This is a genomic window from Rahnella sp. RFA10(1/100) (assembly GCF_004195115.1).
GTDB classification, from domain to species: Bacteria; Pseudomonadota; Gammaproteobacteria; order Enterobacterales; family Enterobacteriaceae; genus Rahnella; species Rahnella perminowiae.
Genome location: NZ_SEWR01000004.1, coordinates 38,576 through 61,842, shown reverse-complemented (window position 1 = coordinate 61,842; position 23,267 = coordinate 38,576). Strand labels below are relative to the sequence as shown.

The window sequence follows — 23,267 nt, the reverse complement described above, 5'->3', positions numbered from 1 at the left end:
ACTTTCTCATTGAAGCTGCCGGAAGCGTCCGGCAGCTGCGTTATTTCTGATTATTTTACAATTTTGACGTCCGGCAGGCTGCCGGTCAGGCCGTTATAGATATCCGGTTTAAAACCGGTCACTCGGGCACTGCTGGCCGAAAGGATTTTGCGGTTACCGAGCAGGATCACCGGCGGATCGTTAGCCAGCACTTTATACAGCTCATGGTAAATCGGCTTACGCTTTTCGATGTCCAGCGTAGCGTTCCCTTCGTTGATCAGCTTATCGACTTCAGGATTGTTGTAGCCGGATTCAGTAGCTTCGGTGCTGTAATAATCCCACACGCCATCGTGCGGATCGTTAAGCGTGCTGGTGCTGAAGGAGGCCAGATCGTAATTGCCCGCTTTACGTTGTGACATCAGGGCGTTGAAGTCCACAACCTGTGGTTTCAGCAGTACGCCGATTTTCTGATAATCTTCTTTTGCAATCGGGATCAGTGCATCGTTGAGCACTTTTTTGCTGACCAGCAGCGTCAGTTCGAGACGTTTACCGTCTTTCACACGAATACCGTCACCGCCCACTTTCCACCCGGCTTCATCCAGTAATTTATTGGCCTGCGCCGGATCAAATTTGTACGGATTCACGCCGTCAGTGTTGTACGCCCAGGAAATAGGCGCGATCGGCTCAATCGCCACGGTGCCGTACCCCTGGTACACCACGTCAATCAGCTTCTGGCGATCCAGCCCGTAGATCAGCGCCTGGCGCACTTTCACATCCTGCAACGCCGGACGATGAACGTTAAATTCAATTTTGCTGTAATCACTGGATCCGTACAGGTTAATGTTGGCAAAGCCGAGCATTTTCAACTGCTCAATGTCATCCGGGCGGGAAGTGAAGGCATCGTAATCTGTATCGCCCGTCTGGAATAACTGGAAGTTAGTCGACGGATTGGTCACCCGATAAATGAAGCGCGGTGTCGGAGGGACACCGCGGTAGTAGTTTGCATTGGCGTGAAAACGGATCTCCTGCCCCGGGATGTACTTATCGTATACATAAGGGCCATTCCCCAGCGGTTTACCATGAAGCGTGCGCAGATAATCGAGATTTCCGCGTTGGTAACCTTTACCGTAATAAGCTTTCGACAGTACAGGTCCGCCGATTTTTTGCAGCGTTGTGGCTCCCGGTTGTGTGGTGGTGACCTGCAATGTCAGCGGGTCAATCACCTTCAGACCGCTGATGCTTTCTGCTTTGCCTTGCTTGTATTCATCACCACCTGCAATATGCGCCAGCGTAATATCGGTATCCCCGTCATATTTCGGGTCATAGAGCACTGTCAGCGTAAATGCGACGTCTTCGGCGGTCAGGGGTGAGCCGTCGCTGAACTTCAGGTCAGGGCGTAATGTGATGGTATAGGTTTTGCCGTCAGGGCTGACTGTCCAGCTTTGGGCCAGACCGGGAACCAGTTTTCCCTGGCTGTCCCAGTCAATCAGGCGCGCGAAAATCACGTTAGTGACGTTTTCATCCCAGCCGTTGACGAAGAAATATGGGTTAAAGATCCCCTGTGGTTCGGAGATCCCGGCAATCACAGTATCAGTGCGCAGTTTCGCAGCAGCAGGGATCTGGCTGGCATCAGTGGCCGGTGTAATGCCTTCTCTTAAAACATCATCAGCGAATGCAAAAGAAGACAGCATCACGGCACTGGCCAGTAATGCAATTTTGAAAGAAGCAGTACGTCGCGCGCGTTGTGCGACTGGCGCGAATGCAGAGCGTAATAACGTAGCCAAAAGACATCCTCATCAAAAGTGTGCAAACGATTTACAAAACATGACAAAGAGTAAGGATGCCATTAGGCCTTGTCTAACAACGAAAAAATATGGCTTATAGCTTTTAAACAGTACGCTGGAAAAGCCGCCAAAACGGCTAATGTGGAAAGATTTTCTGATACAACCCAGTAAGTACTTACTAACCCATTAACGCTTATTCAGAGGCGTAAAGACGTTAACAGTTGGGTCTTTACCCTAAGAAAAACGGCGTATCTTTCACAAGATACGCCGTTTACTTTTATTTTCGGATCATAGCCCTCAGGCAGCGGTTTTTTTGCTGCGGGAACTGACTTCCGCAAGGATCTCTTTTTGTTTATTCTTCTCACCGATCAGCTTATACCAGCCTGACAGCTTGCGCAGATCCGGCAATGTGGCCTTTTCATCCGCATCGTAAGCGCTTAGCTTTTCAAGATACTCTTCGAAGATCGCGATGCAACGGCGTGCCCATTCGCCTTCCAGCGCCGATCCGGCGACAGCACGCGGACGGCGCGGTAAGCGCGGGCGCAGCGGTTTGCTGGCTTCTGGCGCGGATTCATCCACATAGGCAAACTTGATGGAGACGACAGTTCTCCCCTGCTTTACCGGCTCCCAGACCACTGAAATATCGGTATTGGCATTAATCCGGTTGATCGTCGGCTCAAGAAGTTTCTGGCGGAAGTCACGATAATCCTCGTATTTGCCCGCCAAACCGGCCTTCTCACGCATCCAGTTGAGATCCAACGTTACTTCTATGGCTTTGCCGCTGCGGCGCCCGTAAAGGTTCTTAGCTTTGATGAGCCAGCCATAGAGTCGTACGGAAAAAGGCGTATCAAGTTTTGCAATGTTGGCAAAATTCAATTTGGTAAAAGATTCTTTAAGTTCATAAAGATACGGGGCGACATCCTGCCCGAAACGCAGAACCACCGCGCTGTGATCATCGCTGCTCACATATTCGAGACGTGAAAACCAGGAGAGTTGCACAGTACGGACCTTGCCGGTTTTAACATCCGGCTTGTAAATGGTGACCGGCTTTTTCATCAGGCTTTCAGCTGCTTCGCGCAACTGGCGGTGGCTGCTTGTCGGGTTTACCCCGTAGATCCGCTGATAATCCTGAGGGAAAAGTCGATAAAGCGTATCTGGCTGAGGTTTCCTGCTATCAATTTGTGCCAGTGCCAGGTTTAGCAAGCGCATTTCATCCAGAGTGACGCTGTAAGCGCCTTCAAGAAGATCATTCCCCTGAACTACGGTGAGTTTATTCAGTTCCATGTAGCAGGATCCATAAGTGGAAAGTAGCTAAATTATTCCACATAAAAAATGCCGGCGTAAAGCAAAAACAAGGGTTATTTATCGTTTTATAATCAGCATGTTAGAAAAGGATCGAAAAAGTCGGATCAGGAAAAACCTCCACATATCATTTTCGGCAGCACCAGGGATCCTTTTTTTAACACCTTGGATCGTCTGAACTTTTACAGGAAATTATTCCACATATGCAGAAGAGGATCTTCGCAAAACACTATCAGCCATTCATAACCAGAATCTCTTCTCGATCAGAAAATCACTCCACATATGAGGCGCTACCGCAAACTAAAATACCAGAATCAGCTTTGTGATCCCCTTCTCACTTCGTTCCGGACCGTGGTTTATCGCTCAGAGACGACCCACAGGAAAACTCTCCACGTATTGTGAAACATGGGATCAGAAAATGTTTCCACATTAAGAACACATTGGCCGTATTGACAGGAAATTACTCCACATAATCGGTACAGCCGTATGCACAGAAAATCTTTCCACATAACGGCACCAACAGGATCAGGAAATATCTCCACCTTAATTCGCTCCATATGTGTATTCAAACGGCAGGCTTCATGAATATCATCGTTTTAGAACAGGAAAACATTCCACATATAAAGTTGTGACAGCGTCACATAAATTGCAACCAACTGATTTATAGTTATTATTTAGGCAGGATTGTGGAAAGATGACTTTCAGGGATCAGATAATGTTTCCACATAGGCTGTTTCAGGATCAGGAAAAGTTTCCACATATACCTCTATCAGCGGCCCAAAGAAGGTCAAACTGCTCTACCTGTGGATGGCAGGGATCCGTTAACTGACTATGTGACATAACGTGACGCTGTAACAGGAAATTGTTCCACGTATTGGTGTTATCGATGGATCAGGAAATTCTTCCACTTATTAAAAATGCCTGTTGTGACAGCCTGTTAGAGAGATGCTAAGCTTAGGGCGATTACTGAATGACCTGTAAATGAGATATCCACAGAAAATTACTCCACATAGGTAATGGTTTGATCCATAAAGAAATTATCCACAGAAAAAACGTCTACATTCGCCATGAAAAGGATCCACATCCAACAGGAAGGATCTCCACCTGACGCAGGAAATATCTCCACAATACCCTTCATAAGCTGCTGATAATAAAAAGTAAAATACCTCTCTAAAGAGAAAGATCTAAACTTAGAAAATAAACAAAACATTATTTGATCTTAAGATCTGATCACACAGAAGAAGAGAGTTGACGAAGGGATAAGTTCGCACTGAAAGCAGACAGAGTCAGGAATGTAAGCAGGTGGTCGTCGGAAACGGGCCCTGAAAGACCCGGTCCAGCCAGTGTTCAGTACATTACGTGCGTTCGTTGGTGATAAGCCAGGCCTCGATCAACTCGGTCAGGACGTCTTTCATTTCTCGATCTTGCAGGAAGCAGCTGGTTTTAAAACGACGATGCAGCTCTTCATCGATGTTGGTCTGCAATTTTTTTACTGATGCAGGTGGTTTAGAGACTGCTTCCAGTGCTGTCGTCAGTTGTCTGTGCTGGCCAAGTTTCATTTTCATTTCAGCAACTCCTTGATTTCTTTAGTCATAATTTCAATTTCCCCTTTCGCGTTTCCGTCTGTCGTATCGAAAACAGTACCGCCATCCATCATTGTGCGGATGTAAACCTGGCGCTGCGTCGTACCAGTACGCAATGCGGGAACACCGGTATCGGCAATGGATTCTTTCAGCACTTCAAGCATTTTAGCTGAAGCGACTTTTTTGGTGATTAGAAAACGGGCAATCACCGGCTGTAAATTTTCGCGAGCTTCCACGACGGCCAGAATAGCGCCACAGGCAGCAAAATCTAAAGGTGACGGTGTCACAGGAATCAACACCAGATCACTCACCATCACAGCAGCGGAAGAAATTGCTGATATGGCAGCAGCGCCATCTATTACCACGTAATCGTATTCTTTTAATTGTTTGCGAACGGTATAGACTTCTTTTTCTGAAGCCGCCTCTGCAAGGTCGAACTGGCATTTGCTTTCGTCATACCAGTTACTGATACTTCCCTGCGGGTCGGTATCTACCATTACGACTTTATGTCCTTGCCGGGCAAGACAGGTCGCTATGTTTATAGACGTTGTGGTTTTCCCTACTCCGCCCTTCCCGTTCAGGAAAGAAATAATTTTCGCTGCCATGACAACCTCTGATGAAGCGTTCAATGAAGATTATAAGATTCTGAAACCCTAAGATTTTGTAATCTTATAATGATGTAATCATAGGATTATGAGATTTTTAAATCCATGAATCACAGGATTAGATGACTACTATAAAGTTTGCATCCGGGGATTTCAACCTTTTAGGATTATCGAATTATCATATCCCATGATTTTAAAATCACAGGATTACAAGATTTCTATCTTGTCTTCGTCAGTATTCACCAATTGATTTCAGGATGAAATAATCCCGTGATTAGGTGATTAGGTGATTAGGTGATTCTATGATCCCATCAAGGCGCATTTCTAAAATTGACGTGAATTGCTTAATAACCATGGAGATTAAGAGATACATCTGGATTGCAGGATTTTGTAATCTTAGGAGTATGGGATTCTGTGATGTGACATGTTTTAAACTTCTCCATCTTCACGCTGGACGTAAGATACTCCTGAGATAAAATCTCACCATCTCACCATCTCACCATCTCACCATCTCAACATCTCAACATCTCAACATCTCAACATCTCAACATCTCAGTTTTCGCGGTTTGGGATACCTGTGCTTCTGGGATTGTGGGATTTCGAGATTGTAAGATTACGGGATTTCAGGTTGTTCATCATAATGTATGGGATGCTGAACGTTTGGAATCTTGTGATTATAGGATGTGAGTGCATCGTTATACTTGAATCCTGGAATCTAAGAATCATGAGATGAAATCATTAAAAACGATGTCACGCCTGGGTGCCGAAACATTTGTTCAGTTGTATTCTATGATTACAGGATGCTGTAATCTTTTCAAAGATTATAGGATTGCAGGATTATATAGATGGGCGATACTGAGATAGTGTGACGATAACAACTCTCAGTCACGGAATCCTGGAATCCTAATATGTAAGTATGATTACAAAATCCCATGATTATTATCAAGTCAAGGATTACAGGATTCAAAGATTTTATTATAATTTTCAGTGCATTGCTATGAATGTATAAATGCGAGAAAGTTAAATGATTCAGTGATTATGGGATTATATTGGGATGATAGTATCCTGGGATTTCATTTGGGATTATATGATTACAGGATTTTTAACCAGAGTGATGGGATTGCAACAGCCGGTACGAGCAGTGCTGGGATTACAGGATAGTATCCTGAGACTAACAGGATTCTTGAATCCCGAGATTACAATAATGCGTTATAAGTATCACAGGTTTATAAGATTGAAGTTGGTCAGGATTACGCTATTGCGAGAATGATAGTTTACAGAATTCAAGGATTATATGATTTCAGGATTATAAGATTATACAGGGAAAGGATGCATGCATGGAGGAGGGGAATTCCGAGATTCTATGATAACAGGATTCTGAGAACCCACCATTCAGTGATTCAGTGATTCAGTGATTACAGGATTTTAAGATCCAATGATTAATGTGTCGCAATATCTGGCACCCTGAAATATTCAGGCCGCGAGGTGCATCACCGGACCGGGCGGCTAATCCAGCCCTATGACAAGGGTAAACGTTGCCGGCTGAAATACTGTCATCAAAAATATAGCCTGTTGTCATACCTGATAAATCTTTTTGCTCAGTGTGCCGGACCAGGCATCAGAAAACTCAGTGAGACGCTGCATAATGAGGCCAGAAAGCAATGAGCGCAAAAGTGGATCCTCAAAATAAATAGAACGGGTTCTGGATTATGGGGCCGCTGATGGGATAAAAAACAAGAACAGGCTGCTATTCAGACAAGTTGTTCAACGTGTAACCGGCAATCTAAAAATCATCAACCTGCAGGCAGGAGCAAAAGATGAATCACAGTGAACTGGAAAAACGCCGTCAAGAAGCGACACCCCGGGGTGTCGGTGTAATGTGTGATTTCTATGCGGCGAAGGCGGAAAACGCCACATTATGGGATGAGCACGGGCGTGAATACATCGATTTCACCGCCGGGATCGCGGTACTGAACACGGGGCATCGTCACCCGAAAATCGTAGAAGCCATCCGTAACCAGCTTGACCTGTTCACACACACAGCCTACCAGATTGTGCCTTACGCCAGTTTTGTGAAACTGGCTGAACGCATCAATGCAATTTCACCGGTAAGCGGCAAAGCGAAAACAACATTCTTCAGTACCGGCGCGGAAGCCGTCGAAAACGCGGTGAAAATTGCCCGTTCCGCCACCGGCCGTCCCGGTATCATTACTTTCTCCGGTGCATTTCATGGTCGCACGCTGCTGACCCTGGCACTGACCGGCAAAGTGATACCCTACAAAGCGGGCTTCGGGCCGTTCCCTGCTTCGGTCTTCCATGCCCAATATCCAAACGCCGTTCAGGGGGTTACCACTGAAATGGCACTTGAAAGTATTGAGCGCATTTTCCGCAGCGATATCGCGCCGCAGCAGATTGCCGCGATCTTGTATGAACCGGTACAAGGTGAGGGCGGTTTCAATATCGCACCGGAAGAGTTTGTGAGAGGTCTCCGCGAAATCTGTGACCGTCATGGCATCGTGATGATTGCGGATGAAGTGCAAAGCGGGTTTGCCCGCACCGGCAAAATGTTCGCCTCAGAATATTATCCGGATGCCAAACCGGACATCGTCACCATCGCGAAAAGTCTTGGTGGTGGTTTGCCCATCTCGGGTGTAACGGGGCGCGCCGCACTGATGGACGCGCCGGAACCGGGGGGACTTGGTGGCACTTATGCGGGGAATCCACTGGCTGTAGCTTCTGCGCTAGCAGTCCTGGATATCATTGAAGAAGAAAAACTGTGCCAGCGTGCTAACCGTCTGGGCGCTGAGCTCACCGAAGTGCTGAAGAGAGCCAAAGCGGGTTGCGCAGCGTTGGTGGATGTCCGTGGTCAGGGGTCAATGGTGGCGGCTGAATTTAACGATCCGGTCACCGGCAAGCCATCGGCTGAACTGACAAGACAGTATTTGCATAAAGCACTGGACGCAGGATTGCTGATGCTCAGCTGTGGTGTGAACGGTAATGTGATCCGTTTCCTCTATCCGCTGACCATACCTGATATGCAGTTCAAAAAGGCGCTGGCCATTTTGTCCCGGGTGCTGGCTGACTGAGAACACTGATATAAAACCTGTTACGCCACTACCATCTGGTATTGATGTTCTTCACGTTGCGGCAGGTGATTATCTTTAAGCATAGCAACAAAGTGCCTACACCCCGGACAGGGAACAGGCTGCAGAAACGATCATACAATAGGGTGCATCAAATATAGGGGCAGGGGAGGCTTCTCTGACCTTTGGCGCCACTGTCCGGCCAGGTAACATGCCGGCCGGACAGGGATTAACATCACAAACTTAACTTCCCGCTTCCTGCGGAGCTGGGTCATCCTGTAAGTGCTTTTTAAAGTGTTTTTCAATCTGCTCTAACGTTTTGCCCTGCGTTTCGGGCGCAAAAATAATGGCAAATATCCCGCCTGCGACGCCGATGGCGGCAAAGCAGAAGAATGACATCGTCAGCCCGATAGATTCCAGCATAATCGGGAACATAAAGGCGATGGAGAAATTGGTCATTTGCATGGCAAATACCGATACGCCATTTGCCATGCCGCGGATGCGCATCGGAAAAATTTCCGATAATAACAGCCAGGTAACAGGCGATAGCGCACCTTGCTGGAAGCATAGGAAAACCAGCATGCCGCCTAAGACCAGATAACTGCGCACGGTATCCGGATGCCCGTTCACCGTTTCCGGCATCAGCCAGGTGATCAGCCCTATTGCCAGCAACGTACAGGTACAGCCAATTTGCCCGGTCAGTAACAGCGGACGACGACCAAAGCGGCTCAGTAACATAATGCCGACAAACGTCATCAGTACTGAGATCACACCGTTAGCGATGGTGGCGAGCAGGGAGGCATTGGTGCTCAGTCCGGTGGCCTGTAACATCGTTGGCGCATAGAACATGATGGTGTTGACGCCGGAAAGCTGCTGCAGCATGGCAATACCAATTCCCAGAAAGACCAGGCGTTTCATCCAGACAGAGATGGTTTTCTGACGGCGGGAATGTTTCTCGCTTCTGGAGCTCATGGAACTGCGGATTTCGCTTAGTTCTTTCTCCACTTTACTGGCTTTGCGGGTACGTTCCAGCACGTCACGCGCTTCGCGATAGCGACCGTGCATGGCATACCAGCGTGGGGTATCAGGCAGGAAAAGCATCCCGACCCATAACACGACAGCCGGAACGCAGGCGACACCCAGCATCCAGCGCCAGGTGGTTTCGCCACCCCAGACTTCATTGATGGCCGCATTACTCGTATATGCAATCAGCTGACCGGAAACAATCATCAGTTCCTGCAACGTCACGAACTGCCAGCGGCGATGAGAGGGCACGATTTCCGCGATATAGATGGGCACAATCGCTGCCGCCCCACCGACTGCCAGCCCCAGAATAAACCGGCAGACAATCATTATCACGACGTTGGGCGCTGTGGCACAGCCGAGTGAACCGGCCATAAAGATCAGCGCCATTACCAGAATGACTTTTTTACGCCCGAAACGGTCGGCCACGCGACCCGCGCACACTGCACCAACGGCTGAGCCCAGTATCAGAAAACTGGTGACCATCCCGGTTGTTAGGGATGTCAGATGCAGATCGTGCTTCATGAACAGCAAAGCACCGGCAATAACCCCGGTATCGTAGCCAAAAAGTAAGCCACCCAGGGTGGCTATAAAGGCAATGACTTTTACCAGCGGTTCAGTCGGTTGCGGGGCTTTCGCCGCCTCATCCTGACCGCCACTGTTTATTTTCTTACTCACAGATGCTCCCTAATCATGACTTTATTATGGTTTTTGTGTGATTCAGATCACACGTTATAAATCTAACGCATAATCCGGATTTTGAAAGGAGACGGGAGAAATGAAGGGGAAACAAGGCTTCTGGTGCTGAATTTTCAGAAAATAGGTAACCTGCCGCAGGCACGCGGTCACAACTGAATTACACTCAGCAGAGCAATTTTTTGTCTGTTTTTTCCGCTTTCTGAGCAAACGACCCCCATTCACGGGTCAGAGAAGTCTGTTTACGCGGCGATAAAGCGTCAGGTTTTGCCTGAAACGGCGCAAACCTATATTCTATCGGCCAATTTACTGAGACAGTTGCAATGAGGTCTATATGATTATCAAACCACGCATTCGTGGCTTTATCTGTGTTACTGCCCATCCGGAAGGTTGCAAGGCGAATGTTAAAGAACAAATCGACTATGTTACCGCACAAGGCAAAATCGCAGGCGGTCCTAAAAAAGTCCTGGTGATCGGCGCTTCGACCGGTTACGGCCTCGCTGCCCGCATCTCTGCTGCTTTCGGTTCTGACGCTTCCACGCTGGGCATCTTCTTCGAACGTCCGGGCGATGAGTCTAAAACCGCCACTGCAGGCTGGTACAACTCAGCCGCATTCGAAGAATTTGCCGATGCGAAAGGCCTGTACGCAAAAAGCATCAACGGCGATGCGTTCTCCGATGAAGTGAAGCAAAAGACTATTGAGCTGATCAAACAAGATTTGGGTCAGGTTGATCTGGTGGTTTACAGCCTGGCTGCACCGCGCCGCACCCATCCTAAAACCGGTGAAGTGTTCAACTCCACCCTGAAACCAATCGGTAAACAAGTCACTATTCGCGGCATCAATACCGACAAAGAAACCATCAACGAAACCACGCTGGAACCGGCAACCCCGGAAGAAATCGCGGGCACCGTGGCAGTGATGGGGGGCGAAGACTGGCAGATGTGGATCGACGACCTGAAAGCTGCCGGTGTGCTGGCTGAAGGCGCGAAAACCACGGCATTCACCTACCTGGGTGAAGAAGTGACGCAGGACATTTACTGGAACGGTTCTATCGGTGAAGCGAAGAAGGATCTGGACAAACGTGTTCTGGATATCCGCAGCACACTGGCAGAACAGGGCGGTGATGCACGCGTTTCCGTACTGAAAGCCGTTGTGACGCAGGCGAGTTCTGCTATTCCGGTGATGCCGCTGTACCTTTCACTGCTGTTCAAAGTGATGAAAGAAAAGGGCACCCACGAAGGATGTATCGAGCAGGTTTACGGTCTGTACAAAGACAGCCTGTACGGCGCTGAGCCGCTGGTCGATAACGAAGGGCGTCTGCGCGCTGACCTCAAAGAGATCGCGCCGGAAGTGCAGGAAGAAGTCGGTAAACTGTGGAATGAAGTCACTAACGACAACATCGCTGAACTGACTGATTTTGCGGGTTATAAAAGCGAGTTCATGCGTCTGTTCGGCTTTGGCCTGAACGGTGTTGATTACGCTGCCGATACCAATCCGGACGTGAAAATCAAACATCTGATCCAGATGTAATGTGATTTAACATACAGAGATGACTGAAACCCGCATTCGCCGAAAGGTGGGTGTGGGTTTTTTTATCAACACTTCACGCAGTGTTTAGTTGATTCTAAAAAGCCACTTTTGAAAGCGGCTTTTATAATCAAATAATTCACTCAACCGTATTTTTTGGCGAAGTTTTCATCTGAATCACACAGATAAATAATGAATTCAATGAAGGCAATTATTGAAGGAATAAACGTCCAGCAGAAGATGAGGTATAAGAATCCTTGCCCGATTTTACCCAGATAAAACTTATGAACACCAAAACCACCCAGGAAGAAAGCCAACAAAGCTGCAGCAACCCTGCTTTTAGTTCCCTGAGGATTAACGTTTTGAGTTGCTCCACAATGAGGGCATGATTTAGCCGACTCATGGATCTCCTTTCCGCATCCTCTACAAAAAACCATAGATCCCATTTCTATTTCCTTACATGTTATTATTCGGACTAATCTTACCCGTAATTATCATTAAGAAAAAGAGAATGATGATGCCTCAGCGAGAAGGGGATGCGTTCTGCCAGCTTACCGCGCGGGCAATGAATGGTCTTCAATACGCTTTATTATCAATAAATAACGCCGCAAACTCCACGGGCCGCAGCGTTTTTATGTCAGAACTACCTCCCATGCACATTAGCCATAAGCTACTTTGTGATTGATATGGTAAAAGGTCGCGGTGGCAGATTAGCAAATTTTTAAAACGGCCACTAAAAAGGGCGCATTCCGCACCCTGATATCAATTTCTATATTCTGTGCGACGATCTCACCGTCCGCTGAATACGTTCACGGGTCTTGGGATCAAAATACCGGCTTGGCCAGATGGTGCTTGGGTGTATTTCCAGTGCCTGGGCAATCAGGAGCTCGCCTTTCGGCCAGGGTCTTGAAAGTGCGTTAGACAGCGTCGAGGAACTCAGACCGGCAGCACGGGAAACGGCGGCCAGTGTGGTGCCTTTCTTACGCAATGCGGCAATGATATCAGCCTGATGCCAGTCGTGATTATTCATGACGGGTTACTCCTGTTTTTGACAGCGCAGGAACAGCAGGGCAGAAGGGCAGAAACGTAGGGCTATGTGATAGTTTCATCTTTGGATTCTCTGGTTTGTGAATTTAACCACCACCAGAGCTGCGAAACTCTTATTGGTGGTAGCTCAGACAAGGTTCGCAGTACCGGCACAAACCAGAAACCCGGCCAACCCGAAGGTTGCCCTGCCTGAGCCACCATTGGATGTACAAACACGATATCTCTGAGTTTGCAGGTGCAAGGGAGCCCAACACATAATTATGACATATGTGTTTCTGGTGTGGTATTCAGGCTGCGAAACCCGGCAGCGGATTTTGCCGCGGCGCACGCACTATAGCGTAATTGAGTGAGCTAAACCAACGGGTTAACTGCGGAAATGACGGGTGCTTTCCAGAGAAATTTCGGGCGTTGCAGCGGGTTACATGATTGACCCAGATGTAATTCGGTTTCATGCCAAGAGGTTGCAGAAAACCCCATCCGCCGAAAGGTGGGTGGGGGATTATTAATGTCTAAACGCCGCATGCACACGGCATTTTTATAGCGCCCTTCCATACACATCAGCCATAAGCCACTTTGTGATTGATATGGTAAAAGGTCGCGGTGGCAGCCATGACGTGTTGCTGCTCTTTACCTGGTTTGTGCGATTCCACATGGGTAATGTGGTAGCCGACGGCACCGGCATCCAACGCTTTTTTAACAAATGCGTTATTGAGTTCTTCCATGGAGGTAGCCCAGGACACCGTGGTCACACCGACGGCCTGCAGCGAGGCAATCTCGCGATGTGATAACCCCGGGCGGACCAAAACAGGCTTAACCGCTTTGGGTGAGAATATAGACAAGACATCATTCACTAAGCCTTTCATGGATTTACCCCTCATCAGGTCATTTTTCTAAATCGGATCTTGAGTTGCACCGTTAATGAATAAAGAGGTTAACGCACCTGAAATATTCAGCGGGCAATGCTAATAAATACCTTTTCATGTAATCACCTTTAGCTTTAATTGCTAATTCTTTGTTAATTAATCTCCTGCCACAATTAACGCGAAAGTAAAAGAGGATATTTTCACCTGGTTACAGGTTAGGTATTTTTGAAATGAGTACAAAAAGGGGCACATGTCACCCCCCATGTCTGCGGAATGTGCACTTCACTTTTCATCCACGGTCCTGTGACACGCGGTCAGGATGTTAACGGGGAGATTCTCTATGCATTCCGGTCGAACTGCTCTTATCGCCGTCATTTCGAAAGCTGGTTTGCGGATGATGGCGCTGCACCGGGGAAAATTTACGAAATGGAGTCCTATCACGGCATGCTGGCTTGTGTGATAGCCGGAGGCGGTCTGGCGCTGATGCCACGTAGTATGCTGGAAAGTATGCCGGGCAGCAGCACGGTGAGCATCTGGCCGCTGGCCGATAATTATCGTTTTTGACCACATGGCTGATATGGCGACGCGGCGTGTTAACCCGCAATCTGACAGAATTTGCGGCTCTGGCCCGTCAGCTGACGGTTAACCTTCCGCAACCTGCAAAATAATCTGCCAGTCCAGCGCGAGTTTCAGTACCACGCACGCCGCGCAAACAACAAAAATTGTCTTAAACATGGAGTCAATAAAATCCCTATGTGATGTAAATCACATTTTAATGGGCCGCAGCATAAACTTCATTTCATTTTTTGTGCAGAAAATGCTTTTTGGCGGTTTCGGCAGGGAGTTAGGGTTTATGGCAAGGCGTTATTTAGCGAAATGAATAAGCCAGGTACTAAGGGCCGCGCCAAAAGAAAAGAAGTGACCCTGTTTGTACATAATAGCACCGCATGTTATTCACGCAGCGATACTATTATAAAGAGGGGAAAATTTAGCTTAACAATTTTTTTCTGCTTATTTTGGGCTGCTCAGGGAGGTTTGTGTGGGGAGATTTATTAATCCATCATCTGTTCTTATAAAATAATGCATTAAAATTCAATAAACCGAAGCGACTCACACAGGAATTGTGTAATAAGGTGTAATATTATCCTGACGCAATTGATATCATTATTTGTTTGTGTAGAATCAGAGTGACTAATTTAATGAAACGCCTCTAAAGTGAGCACATCATGGACAATGCATTAAACGTTTTGAATAATATCCGTACACTTCGGGCTCAGGCTCGCGAAATGCCTTTGAGTACCCTGGAAGAAATCCTTGAAAAACTGACCGCCATTGTGGAAGAAACTCGCGAAAATGCAAAAGCGCGCAGTGCACAGCAACAAGAGCGCGACGAAAAATTACTGAAATATCGCGAAATGCTGGCAAACGACGGCATCGCGATTGATGATCTTCTGGGTCATCAGAGTGCGAAAGTCACTACCAAAGCCAAACGCAAGCCACGTCCTGCTCTTTATGAGTACACCGACACTGACGGTTCTAAAAAAACCTGGACTGGTCAGGGTCGTACACCTTCTGCCATTAAAGCAGCACTGGATTCTGGCGCTACACTGGAAAGTTTCCTGATCGCGCGCTAACCGAACGGTTGATGTGCTGAGTTTCTTCTGCCCTGCTTTTTAGCCGGGCAGGAAATGCGGTTCACTGTCAGTTTTTATTTTCTTATTTCCTCTCTTAAACGTTTCACTGTTCTGTTTTTTTCCCCTTTCATTGCTATCCCGCATTGTTCTTAATGTAAGCTTAAGTCTTGGGAAGTAAGGTTAACGTATCTTCGTTTACCGGAACTTCTATGCGTAGCCGATACTCCTCTGTGCAAATTGTGATTCACTGGCTGGTGCTGGTTTTAGTCGTTTTTACTTATACTACGATGGATATCAAGGGGGCGTTCGCCAGGGGCTCTCAGGTACGCGAACTATTAACACTGACGCATTACAGTCTGGGTTTTTGCGTATTATTTCTGATGTGTGTACGGGTGTTTGTGCGTGCAATGTATAGCACGCCGCCTGTTAAACCTGCGCCACCCCGCTGGCAACATAATCTTGCGGTGCTAACGCACACGGTGATTTATCTGATGTTTATCGGATTACCCGTATTGGGTATTTTATCGAAATATTACGCCGGTCATGACTGGACAATGTTTAACATCATGATGCCAAAAAGTGTTTTCCCGGATATGGAATTGCAAAGGCAGCTTAAAACAGTGCATATGTGGCTGGCCAATACGGGTTATTACCTGATTGGTTTACACGCTCTGGCGGCGCTCTGGCATCATTATCGTCTGCGTGACAATACACTGGTGCGGATGCTACCGGGGAGAAAATAGCGCACGTAATGACGGACATGAAAAACCGTTACGAGATGTTAAGTCAGACGATGTGATTAAAGTGACGCGCCGGGCAGAAAGGGGATTCGGTGTCAGGGAACAATTGTCTGCGTATGAAAGCGGCGGTATTCTAAAACCCCTCTAATCAAAAGGATATTGAAATGGATACGACTGAAGAGCTGAGCGGAACGTACTTTTATCACGGGCATGCCAATCTGAGTAACCAAGAGTTATTTGGTCTAATTTTTATTGAAAGCTTATCAAACCACCTTGGGTTGGATACTACGGCTACAGTTCTCATTATTACAGGGCAGCCTTACATTCCGGTTCCGGGCAAGATGGTAACTGCAATACCGGGAACCAGCGTAGCGTCAAAGCTATCGGGGGCCCTTTTAAAGCAAGCCAAACTGCCCTTTGGCCTTAGAGCGTGGACGCCGGTTGGTAAGTCGTTCAATACCTTGACTATGCGAAAAACCACGAAATGGGCTGCACTGATAGATATGTCCCCTTTGTTGGATATGCAATGGCAGTCATATTAATTCAGCAGGTGGCCGCCGAAACCAGATCAAAATATAATTTAATAGCACGTCCAGAAGATCGTATTGCATGGACGTACTTTTAATGGAAGAAAAAGTCTTATTAATGTTCCGCGAGGAAATACCTGGTTACTACGATTTCGATTTGAAAAGGGAAGTGCCGCTTGAGTTTGATACAGAGCTACAAGATTTTGCTCCGGGTGATGATTTCGTATATGCCCTCGAAGCCTATGAAAAAACCTTTAAAGTGGATCTGTCAGTTGTAAATTGGTCCTTCTACTTTCCTTGGGAAAACCTTCCGTTTTTCACTCGCTGGTTTAAGGTTAAGCGTAAGGACATAGAAAAGACCAGAAAGCCCTTAACGGTAAGAATGTTCGCAGAATCGGCGAAGGCGGGTAAATGGCTTTATGATTAAGGGGCTTTTGCCCCTTTTTAATCATGCAGTTTGGCGATCATTCCACGAATCAGCAAATATAATGTTCCCATCATTATGCTTCCAGGTAATTTTCTCGTAGCGTAAATCAACGCTCTCAAGATGGCCCGTGCCGGGACAGTTGCGGGTATCGTGCATCATAGGAGAAACGGAAATCACCTTCACCACTTCCAGGTGGTTCCGCTTTTCCCCGTACTGAGATTTGACGTCATACATGATCGGCCCCGCGCCCATTTCCCCGAGCTTTCAAACAGTCCAGAATTGATCACCTCCCCACATGATGGCGGTTTTTTTGTTTTAATGGATGACAGATTGTCTGCGCCATAGATAAGGCAATGTGTGGCAGCTTGAGCATTTCTGCTCTTGGTGCATTTTGGGGGCAATCGTAGGAGTGATGCTGCGCAATAATGGGAAATCACAGATTTTGAATACGCCCGTTCTGCATGTAAAAAATGCGCGAACAGGCGGATGGTAATTAGTTTAATTCTCGGTTTTTCTGATACACACAAAGGTGTGTATACGCCGCCTGTAACAGCGGAATATTTATCCCCACACGCGTCGCGCGCCCGACCAAATCACCAATAATCTGGTCGGCTTCAATCGGATATCCCTGCGTCATATCGCGGTACATGGAAGAGGTTTGTGGCGAGTTTTTATCAGTGACCGCTTCCCTGACTTTTGCCACGGCCGCCGCGCGTTCCGCGTAGCCAAAGGCTTTCATGGTGGTCAGTGCCTCGGTGACAATAGCCTGCGCGAACTCTGTTCCGCCGGGTGCAGAAGCCACCTGGCCGATGTTTCCGCGCATGGTGCAGGTGATCGCGCCAAAGCTCGACAGCAGCAGCCACTTTTCCCACAAATCGCTGATAATGGTTTCAGAAAGCACCGCGTCGATACCCGCACTCTGGAATGCCTGATCGACTTTCAGAATACGTTCGGTTTTTTCGCCGGAGAGTTCGCCATAAATAATCTGGTGCAAAGGCGTCATCTGATGAATATGTCCTTCAGCATCCAGCGTCGCGTTGATCTTGCACAGACCACCGATTAACGCATGTTCACCGAAACGCAGACTCAGTGTCTCCATATGTTTCATCCCGTTAAGTACCGGCATGACCATCGTATTTTCACCCACTACCGGTGCGATATCTTTCATTGCGGCTTCCAGTCCGAAGCTTTTTACTGTCAGCAAAATCAGATCATACGGGCCGGTCAGCTGAGATGCCTGTATTACATTGGGCTGCACATGGAAATCACCGTGCGGGCTGTGGATAGTGAGCCCGTCCTGTTGTACCGCGCGCGCACGTTTTTCACGTAAAAGAAATGTCACGTCCTGCCCGGCCTGCGCCAGCCGTGCCCCGAAATATCCGCCGGTCGCGCCAGCGCCCACGACTAAAATCCGCATTTTTTTCCCCATCGTTCAAGACATTCAGAAATCAACCAGTGGGTTTTAAACTACGGGAAGAGGGCAACAGGAAGCAAGAGGGGATAATGTATTAAAAGCACACCGGTTGCTGATGGCGGGACTGGTTGATGCACCCGGACAATTGCGCAGCGGCGATGTGGGCGTTTATCGAGATAATCAGCTTATTCATAAAGACGCCTTTATTACCATTCCAATACTGGCTGAAAAATTGATGGTCAGTCGCAGATCTATCGAACGTAATAGTAAACAACTTCAGGATAGCCATCGGATTGAAAGGGCGGGGCCAACCAAGAAAGGATCCTGGAAAATACTGTGGCTCCCCGCCCGCCGCCAGGGAGCCATAACAGAGGATATAACCGGGTTATTTCCCCCGCGCCAGAACCTTGCGGTAAAGCACCGGCAGTGAAATCACCACGATCAACATCGCACCGACAATCACTGACATCACAATCCCCGGCACATTCAGCAGGCTGAGGCCGAATGTCAGCAGTCCCATCAGGAACGCGGCAATAATCACGCCGGTCATGCTGCCGGAACCGCCGAGTACACTGACACCACCGAGTACAGCCATGGTAATCACGCTCAGCTCCCAGCCGAGCGCCAGTGTCGGTCGCGTACTGCCGAGGCGCGATGTCAGCAGAACTGCCGCCAGCCCGGACATCACGCCCACCAGCACGAACAACGTCAGGTTGTGTCGCTTGACGTTGATACCGGAATACCAGGCGGCAACCGGATTATTACCGATTGCATAAGTGCGGCGGCCAAAGTTAGTTTTGTGCAGCAGGAAATAAAATACCGCGCCCAGTACCAGGAACAACGCGAATTCAAACGACAACGGCCCCCAGACATAACCCTGACCAAACCACGCAAAACTGGCGGGATATTTATTCAGCGACTGATCACCCAGCAGTACATAGGTAATACCACGGAACAGACTCATGGTCCCGATGGTAATCACGATAGAAGACAGATTCAGCCGTGTCACCAGCAGTCCGTTGATCAGCCCGCACAATAAACCCACGCTGAGCCCCACACCCACCAGCGCCGGTGTGGGTAAACCAGCCTGAGCGCAGAATCCCATGATGGTGGAACTCAGTGCCATGGTGGAAGCGACCGACAGGTCGATCTCGCGGGCGATAATCAGCATCGCCATGGGGAGCACAATGATGGCTTTTTCGGTGAAGTTAAATGTTGCGTCCGACAGGTTCCATATATTGAGGAAATAGGGTGAAGCGAACGCATTCACCACAAACACCAGCAGCGTCACCAGCAGTAAAAAACCTTCCCAGCCCATCAGGCGGCGGAAAAACGGCGTGACGGCCATGGTGGTTTTTTCGCCGGAGGCGGAATGTGGCGTGTTGCGTGACGTTAAGGTTTTGTTCATGAGCTTACCCCGGTTTCAGTTCGCACAGGCCGGACGGCAGGCGAGTGGCGCAGAATCAGCCGTCCTTTACGTTTATTGGCACGTTCATTGAGGATGACGGCAATCACAATCACGCCGCCGGAAATCGCCATCTGCCAGAACGGCGACACTTCAATCACCGGCAGGGCATTGTTGATGACGCCGAGGAATAGTGCGCCCAGCAGGCAACCGATCACCGAACCGATACCCCCCATGGTGCTGATTCCGCCAATAACGCATGCCGCGACAATTTGTAATTCAAAACCGTTGGCGACATCCACGTAAGCCACGGCAAAGCGTGAGATCCACAGATAGCCGCAGAAACCCGCCAGCGCACCGGAGAGACAGAAGCTGACGAATTGCATTTTGCCCGCGTTGATGCCGGTGTAATACGCTGCGGTGGCATTGCCGCCAGCTGTGTATAGCGCACGTCCGGTACGGCTGTAACGCAGAAAGTATGCCACCAGAATCAGTGCGGCAATCGCACACCAGCCCAGTAGCGGCAGGCCGATAAAGGTGGTGCGTGGCAGACTGAGAAAGTCAGGGCTCATCTGGTGAGCGTTGATCCAGCCACCGTTGGAGAGCAGAAAGATAATGCCGCGATAAATGCTCATGGTTCCGAGCGTTACCACAATCGGCGGAATACCGACTTTCCACACCAGCAGACCATTAATCGCGCCCATCACCAGTCCCAGAACAGTGGCCAGTAACACCAGTGACCACACCGGGATATCCGGATGGTGGAAGTTAATCAGTGCGACAATCATGCCGGTCAGCGCCAGATTGGCGGCCATCGATAAATCGATACCTTTGGTCAGCAGCACCATCATCTGCCCGAGCGCGAGGATGATTAAAATCGAGGTGTCGTTAAACATCTCAAGCAGGTTTCCGGCACCGACAAACTCCGGCGAACGCGCGCCGACGCTGAGCACCATCAGCACTATCACCACCGCCAGCAACAGCTCGCGATATTTCAGCAGGTTTCTGATCATGCTGCCTCCTCGCCCGCGCCGCTGGCCGCGCTGACAATCCTTTCTGCGGTGGCTTCGCCGGCATTGAATTCTGCGACCATCAGCCCTTCATGCATGACGATAATGCGATCGGCCATGCCCATGACTTCCGGTAATTCGGAAGACACCATAATTACCGCCAGCCCGCGCCCGACCAGCTCAGACATAAACTGATGTACCGCCGCTTTCGATCCGATATCAATGCCCTTTGTTGGCTCATCGAGAATGATGATATCCGGTTTGGTCGCCAGCCATTTCGCGATGACCACCTTTTGCTGATTACCGCCGGACAGCGTGCCCACGGCCTGTTTCCAGCTGGACGCTTTCACCTGCAACCGTCTGGCGTAATCATCGGCCAGCGCCCACTCTTTTTTATCATTGAGGACGCCGCGCGGATTAAGCTGGCTGAGTTGCGGCAAACTGATATTCTGGCTGATCGGCAAATCAATGATCGCTCCCTGTTTCTGCCTTTCTTCCGGCACGTACACAATCCCGGCGCGGATGGCCTGCGACGGGCGGGAGAAATGCTGTTCTTTGCCGTTGATGAGGATTTTTCCGCCGTTTGGCTGTGTGACACCAAATAGCGCCTGCATCAGCTCGGTACGTCCCGCCCCCACCAGCCCGTAAAAGCCGAGGATTTCGCCTTTGCGCAGCGAGAAATTAATGCCCGCAAATTCGGTCGGATGGCTCAGGTTTTGCACTTCAAGCACGGTTTCCCCAGGCTCGCAGTTCACTTTCGGGTATGCCTGACTGACTTCACGGCCCACCATCATGGTCACCATCTGCTGCTCGCTGATGTCACTGATTTTGCCGGAGCCGACATAGCTGCCATCGCGCAAAACGGTGTAGTAATCGGAGAGGGTGAAAATCTCGTCGAACTTGTGTGAGATAAACAAAATAGCTTTACCCTCATGTTTCAGGCGTTCGACAATCTGATAAAACTCAATAATTTCATGCTGAGAAAGGGCGGCGGTGGGTTCGTCGAGAATCACCACCTGGGCATCAAACGACAGTGCGCGGGCGATCGCCACCATGTGGCGTTGCGCGATACTCAGTTCTTTGAGGATAGCGTGAGGGTCAATATTCACTTCAAGTCGCGTCAGGATATCACGCGCCTGCTGATGCATCGCCTGCCAGTTCAGACGCTTGAAAATGCCGTGATAAAGATAGTGGCCGACAAAGATATTCTCGGTGACAGAAAGTTCGTCAAACAGTACGGTTTCCTGATGGATAGCGGTGATGCCAACTTTGTGGGCGGATTCGGGATTCGGCAGTTTTATCGGAATAGCTTTATAGTGCAACTCCCCTTCCTCCGGCTGATAAATGCCGGTCATGACTTTCACCAGCGTTGATTTTCCCGCGCCGTTTTCGCCAATCAGGGCGGTTACTTTACCCGGATACAAATCCACGTGAACGTTATTTAACGCCCTGACACCCGGAAAGACTTTGCTGATGCCCTGCAATGACAACAGCGGTGTCGCTGAATCACTCATGTTGTTTCCCCAGTCTGACTAAGTACAACAAAACGGCTGACCGGTAATCCGGCCAGCCGCGTTCAGGATCAGAAGATTTTAGAGAATTTATCGATATTACTGGCGTCGTAGACAAAAGGTTCAGCCATTGCACCGCTGCCGTCTGCATCAAGTTTCACTTTACCTAAACGGCCCATGCTGGCTTCCGTCTTAGTGGCGGTGCCTTTCACCAAATCATCAGCCAGATAGGTAGCGGCGTAACCCAGATCTATCGGGTTCCAGATGGCAAAACTTTTCGTTGCACCGGATTTCACTGCGCCTGCCATTTCAGACGGCAGCCCGAGTCCTGTAACGTAAACCTTACCGATTTTGCCCTGATCTTTGACCGCCTGCGCCGCTGCCACGATACCCACGGATGAAGGGGAAATAATCACTTTCAGATCCGGATAGGATTTCAACAGACCAATGGTTTCGCGGTAGCTTTTATCTGACAAATCATCACCATAAGCGACGGTCACCAGATTCACCGAAGGGTATTTCGGCAGCACTTTTTTCATTTCCGCAATCCACAGATTCTGGTTGGTGGAGGTAGGGGTTGCGCTCAGGATCGCGACATCACCTTTCTCCACATTCAGCGCTTTCAGCGCGTCGGCAGCCAGTTTGACGTTGGTTTCACCAATCAATGCATTGTTGGAGGGATTGAGATGGATCTGGCGGCCATCTTTGGCGACACCGGAATCCCAGGACACCACTTTAATGCCGCGCTGCATGGCTTTTTTCAGCACCGGCACCAGTGCATCGGGGTCATTGGCCGAGACGGCGATGGCGTCGACGCCCTGCGCAATCAGGCCATTTAGCACTTCGATTTGCGCTTCGGCGGTGGTCGTTGTCGGGCCGGTATAGATTACTTTTACATCACCCAGTTCTTTGGCAGCCTGCTGAGCGCCGACGTTTGCTGCTTCAAAAAAACCGTTGCCCAGCGACTTTGCCACCAGTGCAATTTTCACTTCTGCCGATGCCGCGCCTGCCAGCAGAATACTGCCCGCCATCAGGGTGAGGCTCAGTACGTGTTTTAATTTCATTGTTTGTACTCCGCATAAAGTTTAACGACTAAAAAATTGCCG

Annotated in this window: 18 protein-coding genes and 4 pseudogenes; 8 read left to right on the top strand and 14 right to left on the bottom strand. The window is 48.9% G+C overall.

Annotated elements, in window-relative coordinates:
• Window positions 1–50 precede the first annotated feature (50 nt).
• From ETV65_RS13705 to parA, 4 genes are all read right to left on the bottom strand, one after another.
• Window positions 51–1,670 (bottom strand): ABC transporter substrate-binding protein, encoded by a 1,620-nt coding sequence (locus ETV65_RS13705; RefSeq protein WP_238485857.1) that lies wholly within the window; start codon window positions 1,668–1,670, stop codon window positions 51–53.
• Between the two features lie 390 nt (window positions 1,671–2,060).
• Entirely contained in the window at window positions 2,061–3,047 is a 987-nt protein-coding gene (locus ETV65_RS13700; RefSeq protein ID WP_129953376.1) for a replication initiation protein, read from the bottom strand.
• Between the two features lie 1,373 nt (window positions 3,048–4,420).
• A complete protein-coding gene (locus tag ETV65_RS13695) occupies window positions 4,421–4,630 on the bottom strand; it encodes a plasmid partition protein ParG (RefSeq protein WP_014341719.1) in 210 nt (69 codons plus the stop codon).
• Window positions 4,627–5,253: a ParA family partition ATPase gene (parA, locus tag ETV65_RS13690; RefSeq protein ID WP_120164068.1), complete on the bottom strand. Its 627-nt coding sequence runs from the start codon at window positions 5,251–5,253 to the stop codon at window positions 4,627–4,629. The genes ETV65_RS13695 and parA overlap by 4 nt, the downstream gene beginning before the upstream one ends.
• Window positions 5,254–7,070: 1,817 nt before the next feature.
• Between parA and ETV65_RS13685 the strand changes: the two genes are divergently transcribed.
• Window positions 7,071–8,339 (top strand): 4-aminobutyrate--2-oxoglutarate transaminase, encoded by a 1,269-nt coding sequence (locus ETV65_RS13685; protein ID WP_129953375.1) that lies wholly within the window; start codon window positions 7,071–7,073, stop codon window positions 8,337–8,339.
• 240 nt (window positions 8,340–8,579) lie between these two features.
• Here ETV65_RS13685 and ETV65_RS13680 read toward each other — a convergent pair whose 3' ends face one another.
• Window positions 8,580–10,037: a sugar porter family MFS transporter gene (locus tag ETV65_RS13680; protein WP_129953374.1), complete on the bottom strand. Its 1,458-nt coding sequence runs from the start codon at window positions 10,035–10,037 to the stop codon at window positions 8,580–8,582.
• Between the two features lie 352 nt (window positions 10,038–10,389).
• On the opposite strand from ETV65_RS13680, the gene fabV reads away from it, so the two are divergent.
• Window positions 10,390–11,586: an enoyl-ACP reductase FabV gene (fabV, locus tag ETV65_RS13675; RefSeq protein WP_129953373.1), complete on the top strand. Its 1,197-nt coding sequence runs from the start codon at window positions 10,390–10,392 to the stop codon at window positions 11,584–11,586.
• 140 nt (window positions 11,587–11,726) lie between these two features.
• Here the strand turns inward: fabV and ETV65_RS13670 are convergent, their stop codons facing one another.
• The 3 genes from ETV65_RS13670 to ETV65_RS13660 all read right to left on the bottom strand — a co-directional run bounded on the left by ETV65_RS13670 (window position 11,727) and on the right by ETV65_RS13660 (window position 13,493).
• Window positions 11,727–12,029 carry a TM2 domain-containing protein gene (locus tag ETV65_RS13670; protein WP_129953372.1) on the bottom strand — a complete coding sequence of 101 codons (303 nt, stop codon included), beginning with the start codon at window positions 12,027–12,029 and terminating at the stop codon, window positions 11,727–11,729.
• Between the two features lie 323 nt (window positions 12,030–12,352).
• The gene (locus ETV65_RS13665) at window positions 12,353–12,613 is read right to left on the bottom strand and encodes a helix-turn-helix transcriptional regulator (protein WP_129953371.1); all 261 of its coding nucleotides are present in this window, start codon (window positions 12,611–12,613) and stop codon (window positions 12,353–12,355) included.
• A gap of 574 nt (window positions 12,614–13,187) precedes the next feature.
• Window positions 13,188–13,493, bottom strand: a complete 306-nt coding sequence (locus ETV65_RS13660; RefSeq protein WP_129953370.1) for a DUF1471 domain-containing protein — start codon at window positions 13,491–13,493, stop codon at window positions 13,188–13,190.
• A gap of 294 nt (window positions 13,494–13,787) precedes the next feature.
• Here ETV65_RS13660 and ETV65_RS13655 point away from each other — a divergent pair.
• The 5 genes and pseudogenes from ETV65_RS13655 to ETV65_RS13635 all read left to right on the top strand — a co-directional run.
• Window positions 13,788–14,161 (top strand): annotated as a pseudogene (locus ETV65_RS13655) (LysR substrate-binding domain-containing protein); the annotation flags it as partial.
• A 558-nt stretch (window positions 14,162–14,719) separates the two neighbouring features.
• Window positions 14,720–15,127, top strand: coding sequence for an H-NS family nucleoid-associated regulatory protein (locus tag ETV65_RS13650; protein ID WP_129953369.1), 408 nt, complete (start codon window positions 14,720–14,722; stop codon window positions 15,125–15,127).
• A 209-nt stretch (window positions 15,128–15,336) separates the two neighbouring features.
• Window positions 15,337–15,870 (top strand): cytochrome b561, encoded by a 534-nt coding sequence (gene cybB, locus ETV65_RS13645; RefSeq protein WP_129953368.1) that lies wholly within the window; start codon window positions 15,337–15,339, stop codon window positions 15,868–15,870.
• Between the two features lie 161 nt (window positions 15,871–16,031).
• Window positions 16,032–16,492, top strand: a pseudogene (locus ETV65_RS13640) (STM2901 family protein).
• A complete protein-coding gene (locus ETV65_RS13635) occupies window positions 16,477–16,821 on the top strand; it encodes a DUF1493 family protein (RefSeq protein WP_129953367.1) in 345 nt (114 codons plus the stop codon). Before ETV65_RS13640 ends, ETV65_RS13635 begins: the two are co-directional and overlap by 16 nt.
• Before the next feature lie 21 nt (window positions 16,822–16,842).
• Here the strand turns inward: ETV65_RS13635 and ETV65_RS13630 are convergent.
• Together ETV65_RS13630 and panE are read right to left on the bottom strand one after the other, a co-directional pair.
• Window positions 16,843–17,013: pseudogene (locus ETV65_RS13630) on the bottom strand (type VI secretion system tube protein Hcp); the annotation flags it as partial.
• A gap of 301 nt (window positions 17,014–17,314) precedes the next feature.
• Window positions 17,315–18,238: a 2-dehydropantoate 2-reductase gene (gene panE / locus ETV65_RS13625; RefSeq protein ID WP_129953366.1), complete on the bottom strand. Its 924-nt coding sequence runs from the start codon at window positions 18,236–18,238 to the stop codon at window positions 17,315–17,317.
• 82 nt (window positions 18,239–18,320) lie between these two features.
• On the opposite strand from panE, the pseudogene ETV65_RS25180 reads away from it, so the two are divergent.
• A pseudogene (locus tag ETV65_RS25180) lies at window positions 18,321–18,428 on the top strand (Fic family protein); the annotation flags it as partial.
• A gap of 192 nt (window positions 18,429–18,620) precedes the next feature.
• Here the strand turns inward: ETV65_RS25180 and ETV65_RS13615 are convergent.
• The 4 genes from ETV65_RS13615 to rhaS all read right to left on the bottom strand — a co-directional run bounded on the left by ETV65_RS13615 (window position 18,621) and on the right by rhaS (window position 23,225).
• A complete protein-coding gene (locus ETV65_RS13615; RefSeq protein ID WP_129953731.1) occupies window positions 18,621–19,583 on the bottom strand; it encodes an ABC transporter permease in 963 nt (320 codons plus the stop codon).
• A 56-nt stretch (window positions 19,584–19,639) separates the two neighbouring features.
• Window positions 19,640–20,653, bottom strand: a complete 1,014-nt coding sequence (locus tag ETV65_RS13610) for an ABC transporter permease (RefSeq protein WP_129953365.1) — start codon at window positions 20,651–20,653, stop codon at window positions 19,640–19,642.
• Window positions 20,650–22,164: a sugar ABC transporter ATP-binding protein gene (locus ETV65_RS13605; protein WP_129953364.1), complete on the bottom strand. Its 1,515-nt coding sequence runs from the start codon at window positions 22,162–22,164 to the stop codon at window positions 20,650–20,652. Before ETV65_RS13605 ends, ETV65_RS13610 begins: the two co-directional genes overlap by 4 nt.
• A gap of 68 nt (window positions 22,165–22,232) precedes the next feature.
• Window positions 22,233–23,225: a rhamnose ABC transporter substrate-binding protein gene (rhaS, locus tag ETV65_RS13600; RefSeq protein ID WP_129953363.1), complete on the bottom strand. Its 993-nt coding sequence runs from the start codon at window positions 23,223–23,225 to the stop codon at window positions 22,233–22,235.
• Between the last annotated feature and the right edge of the window lie 42 nt (window positions 23,226–23,267).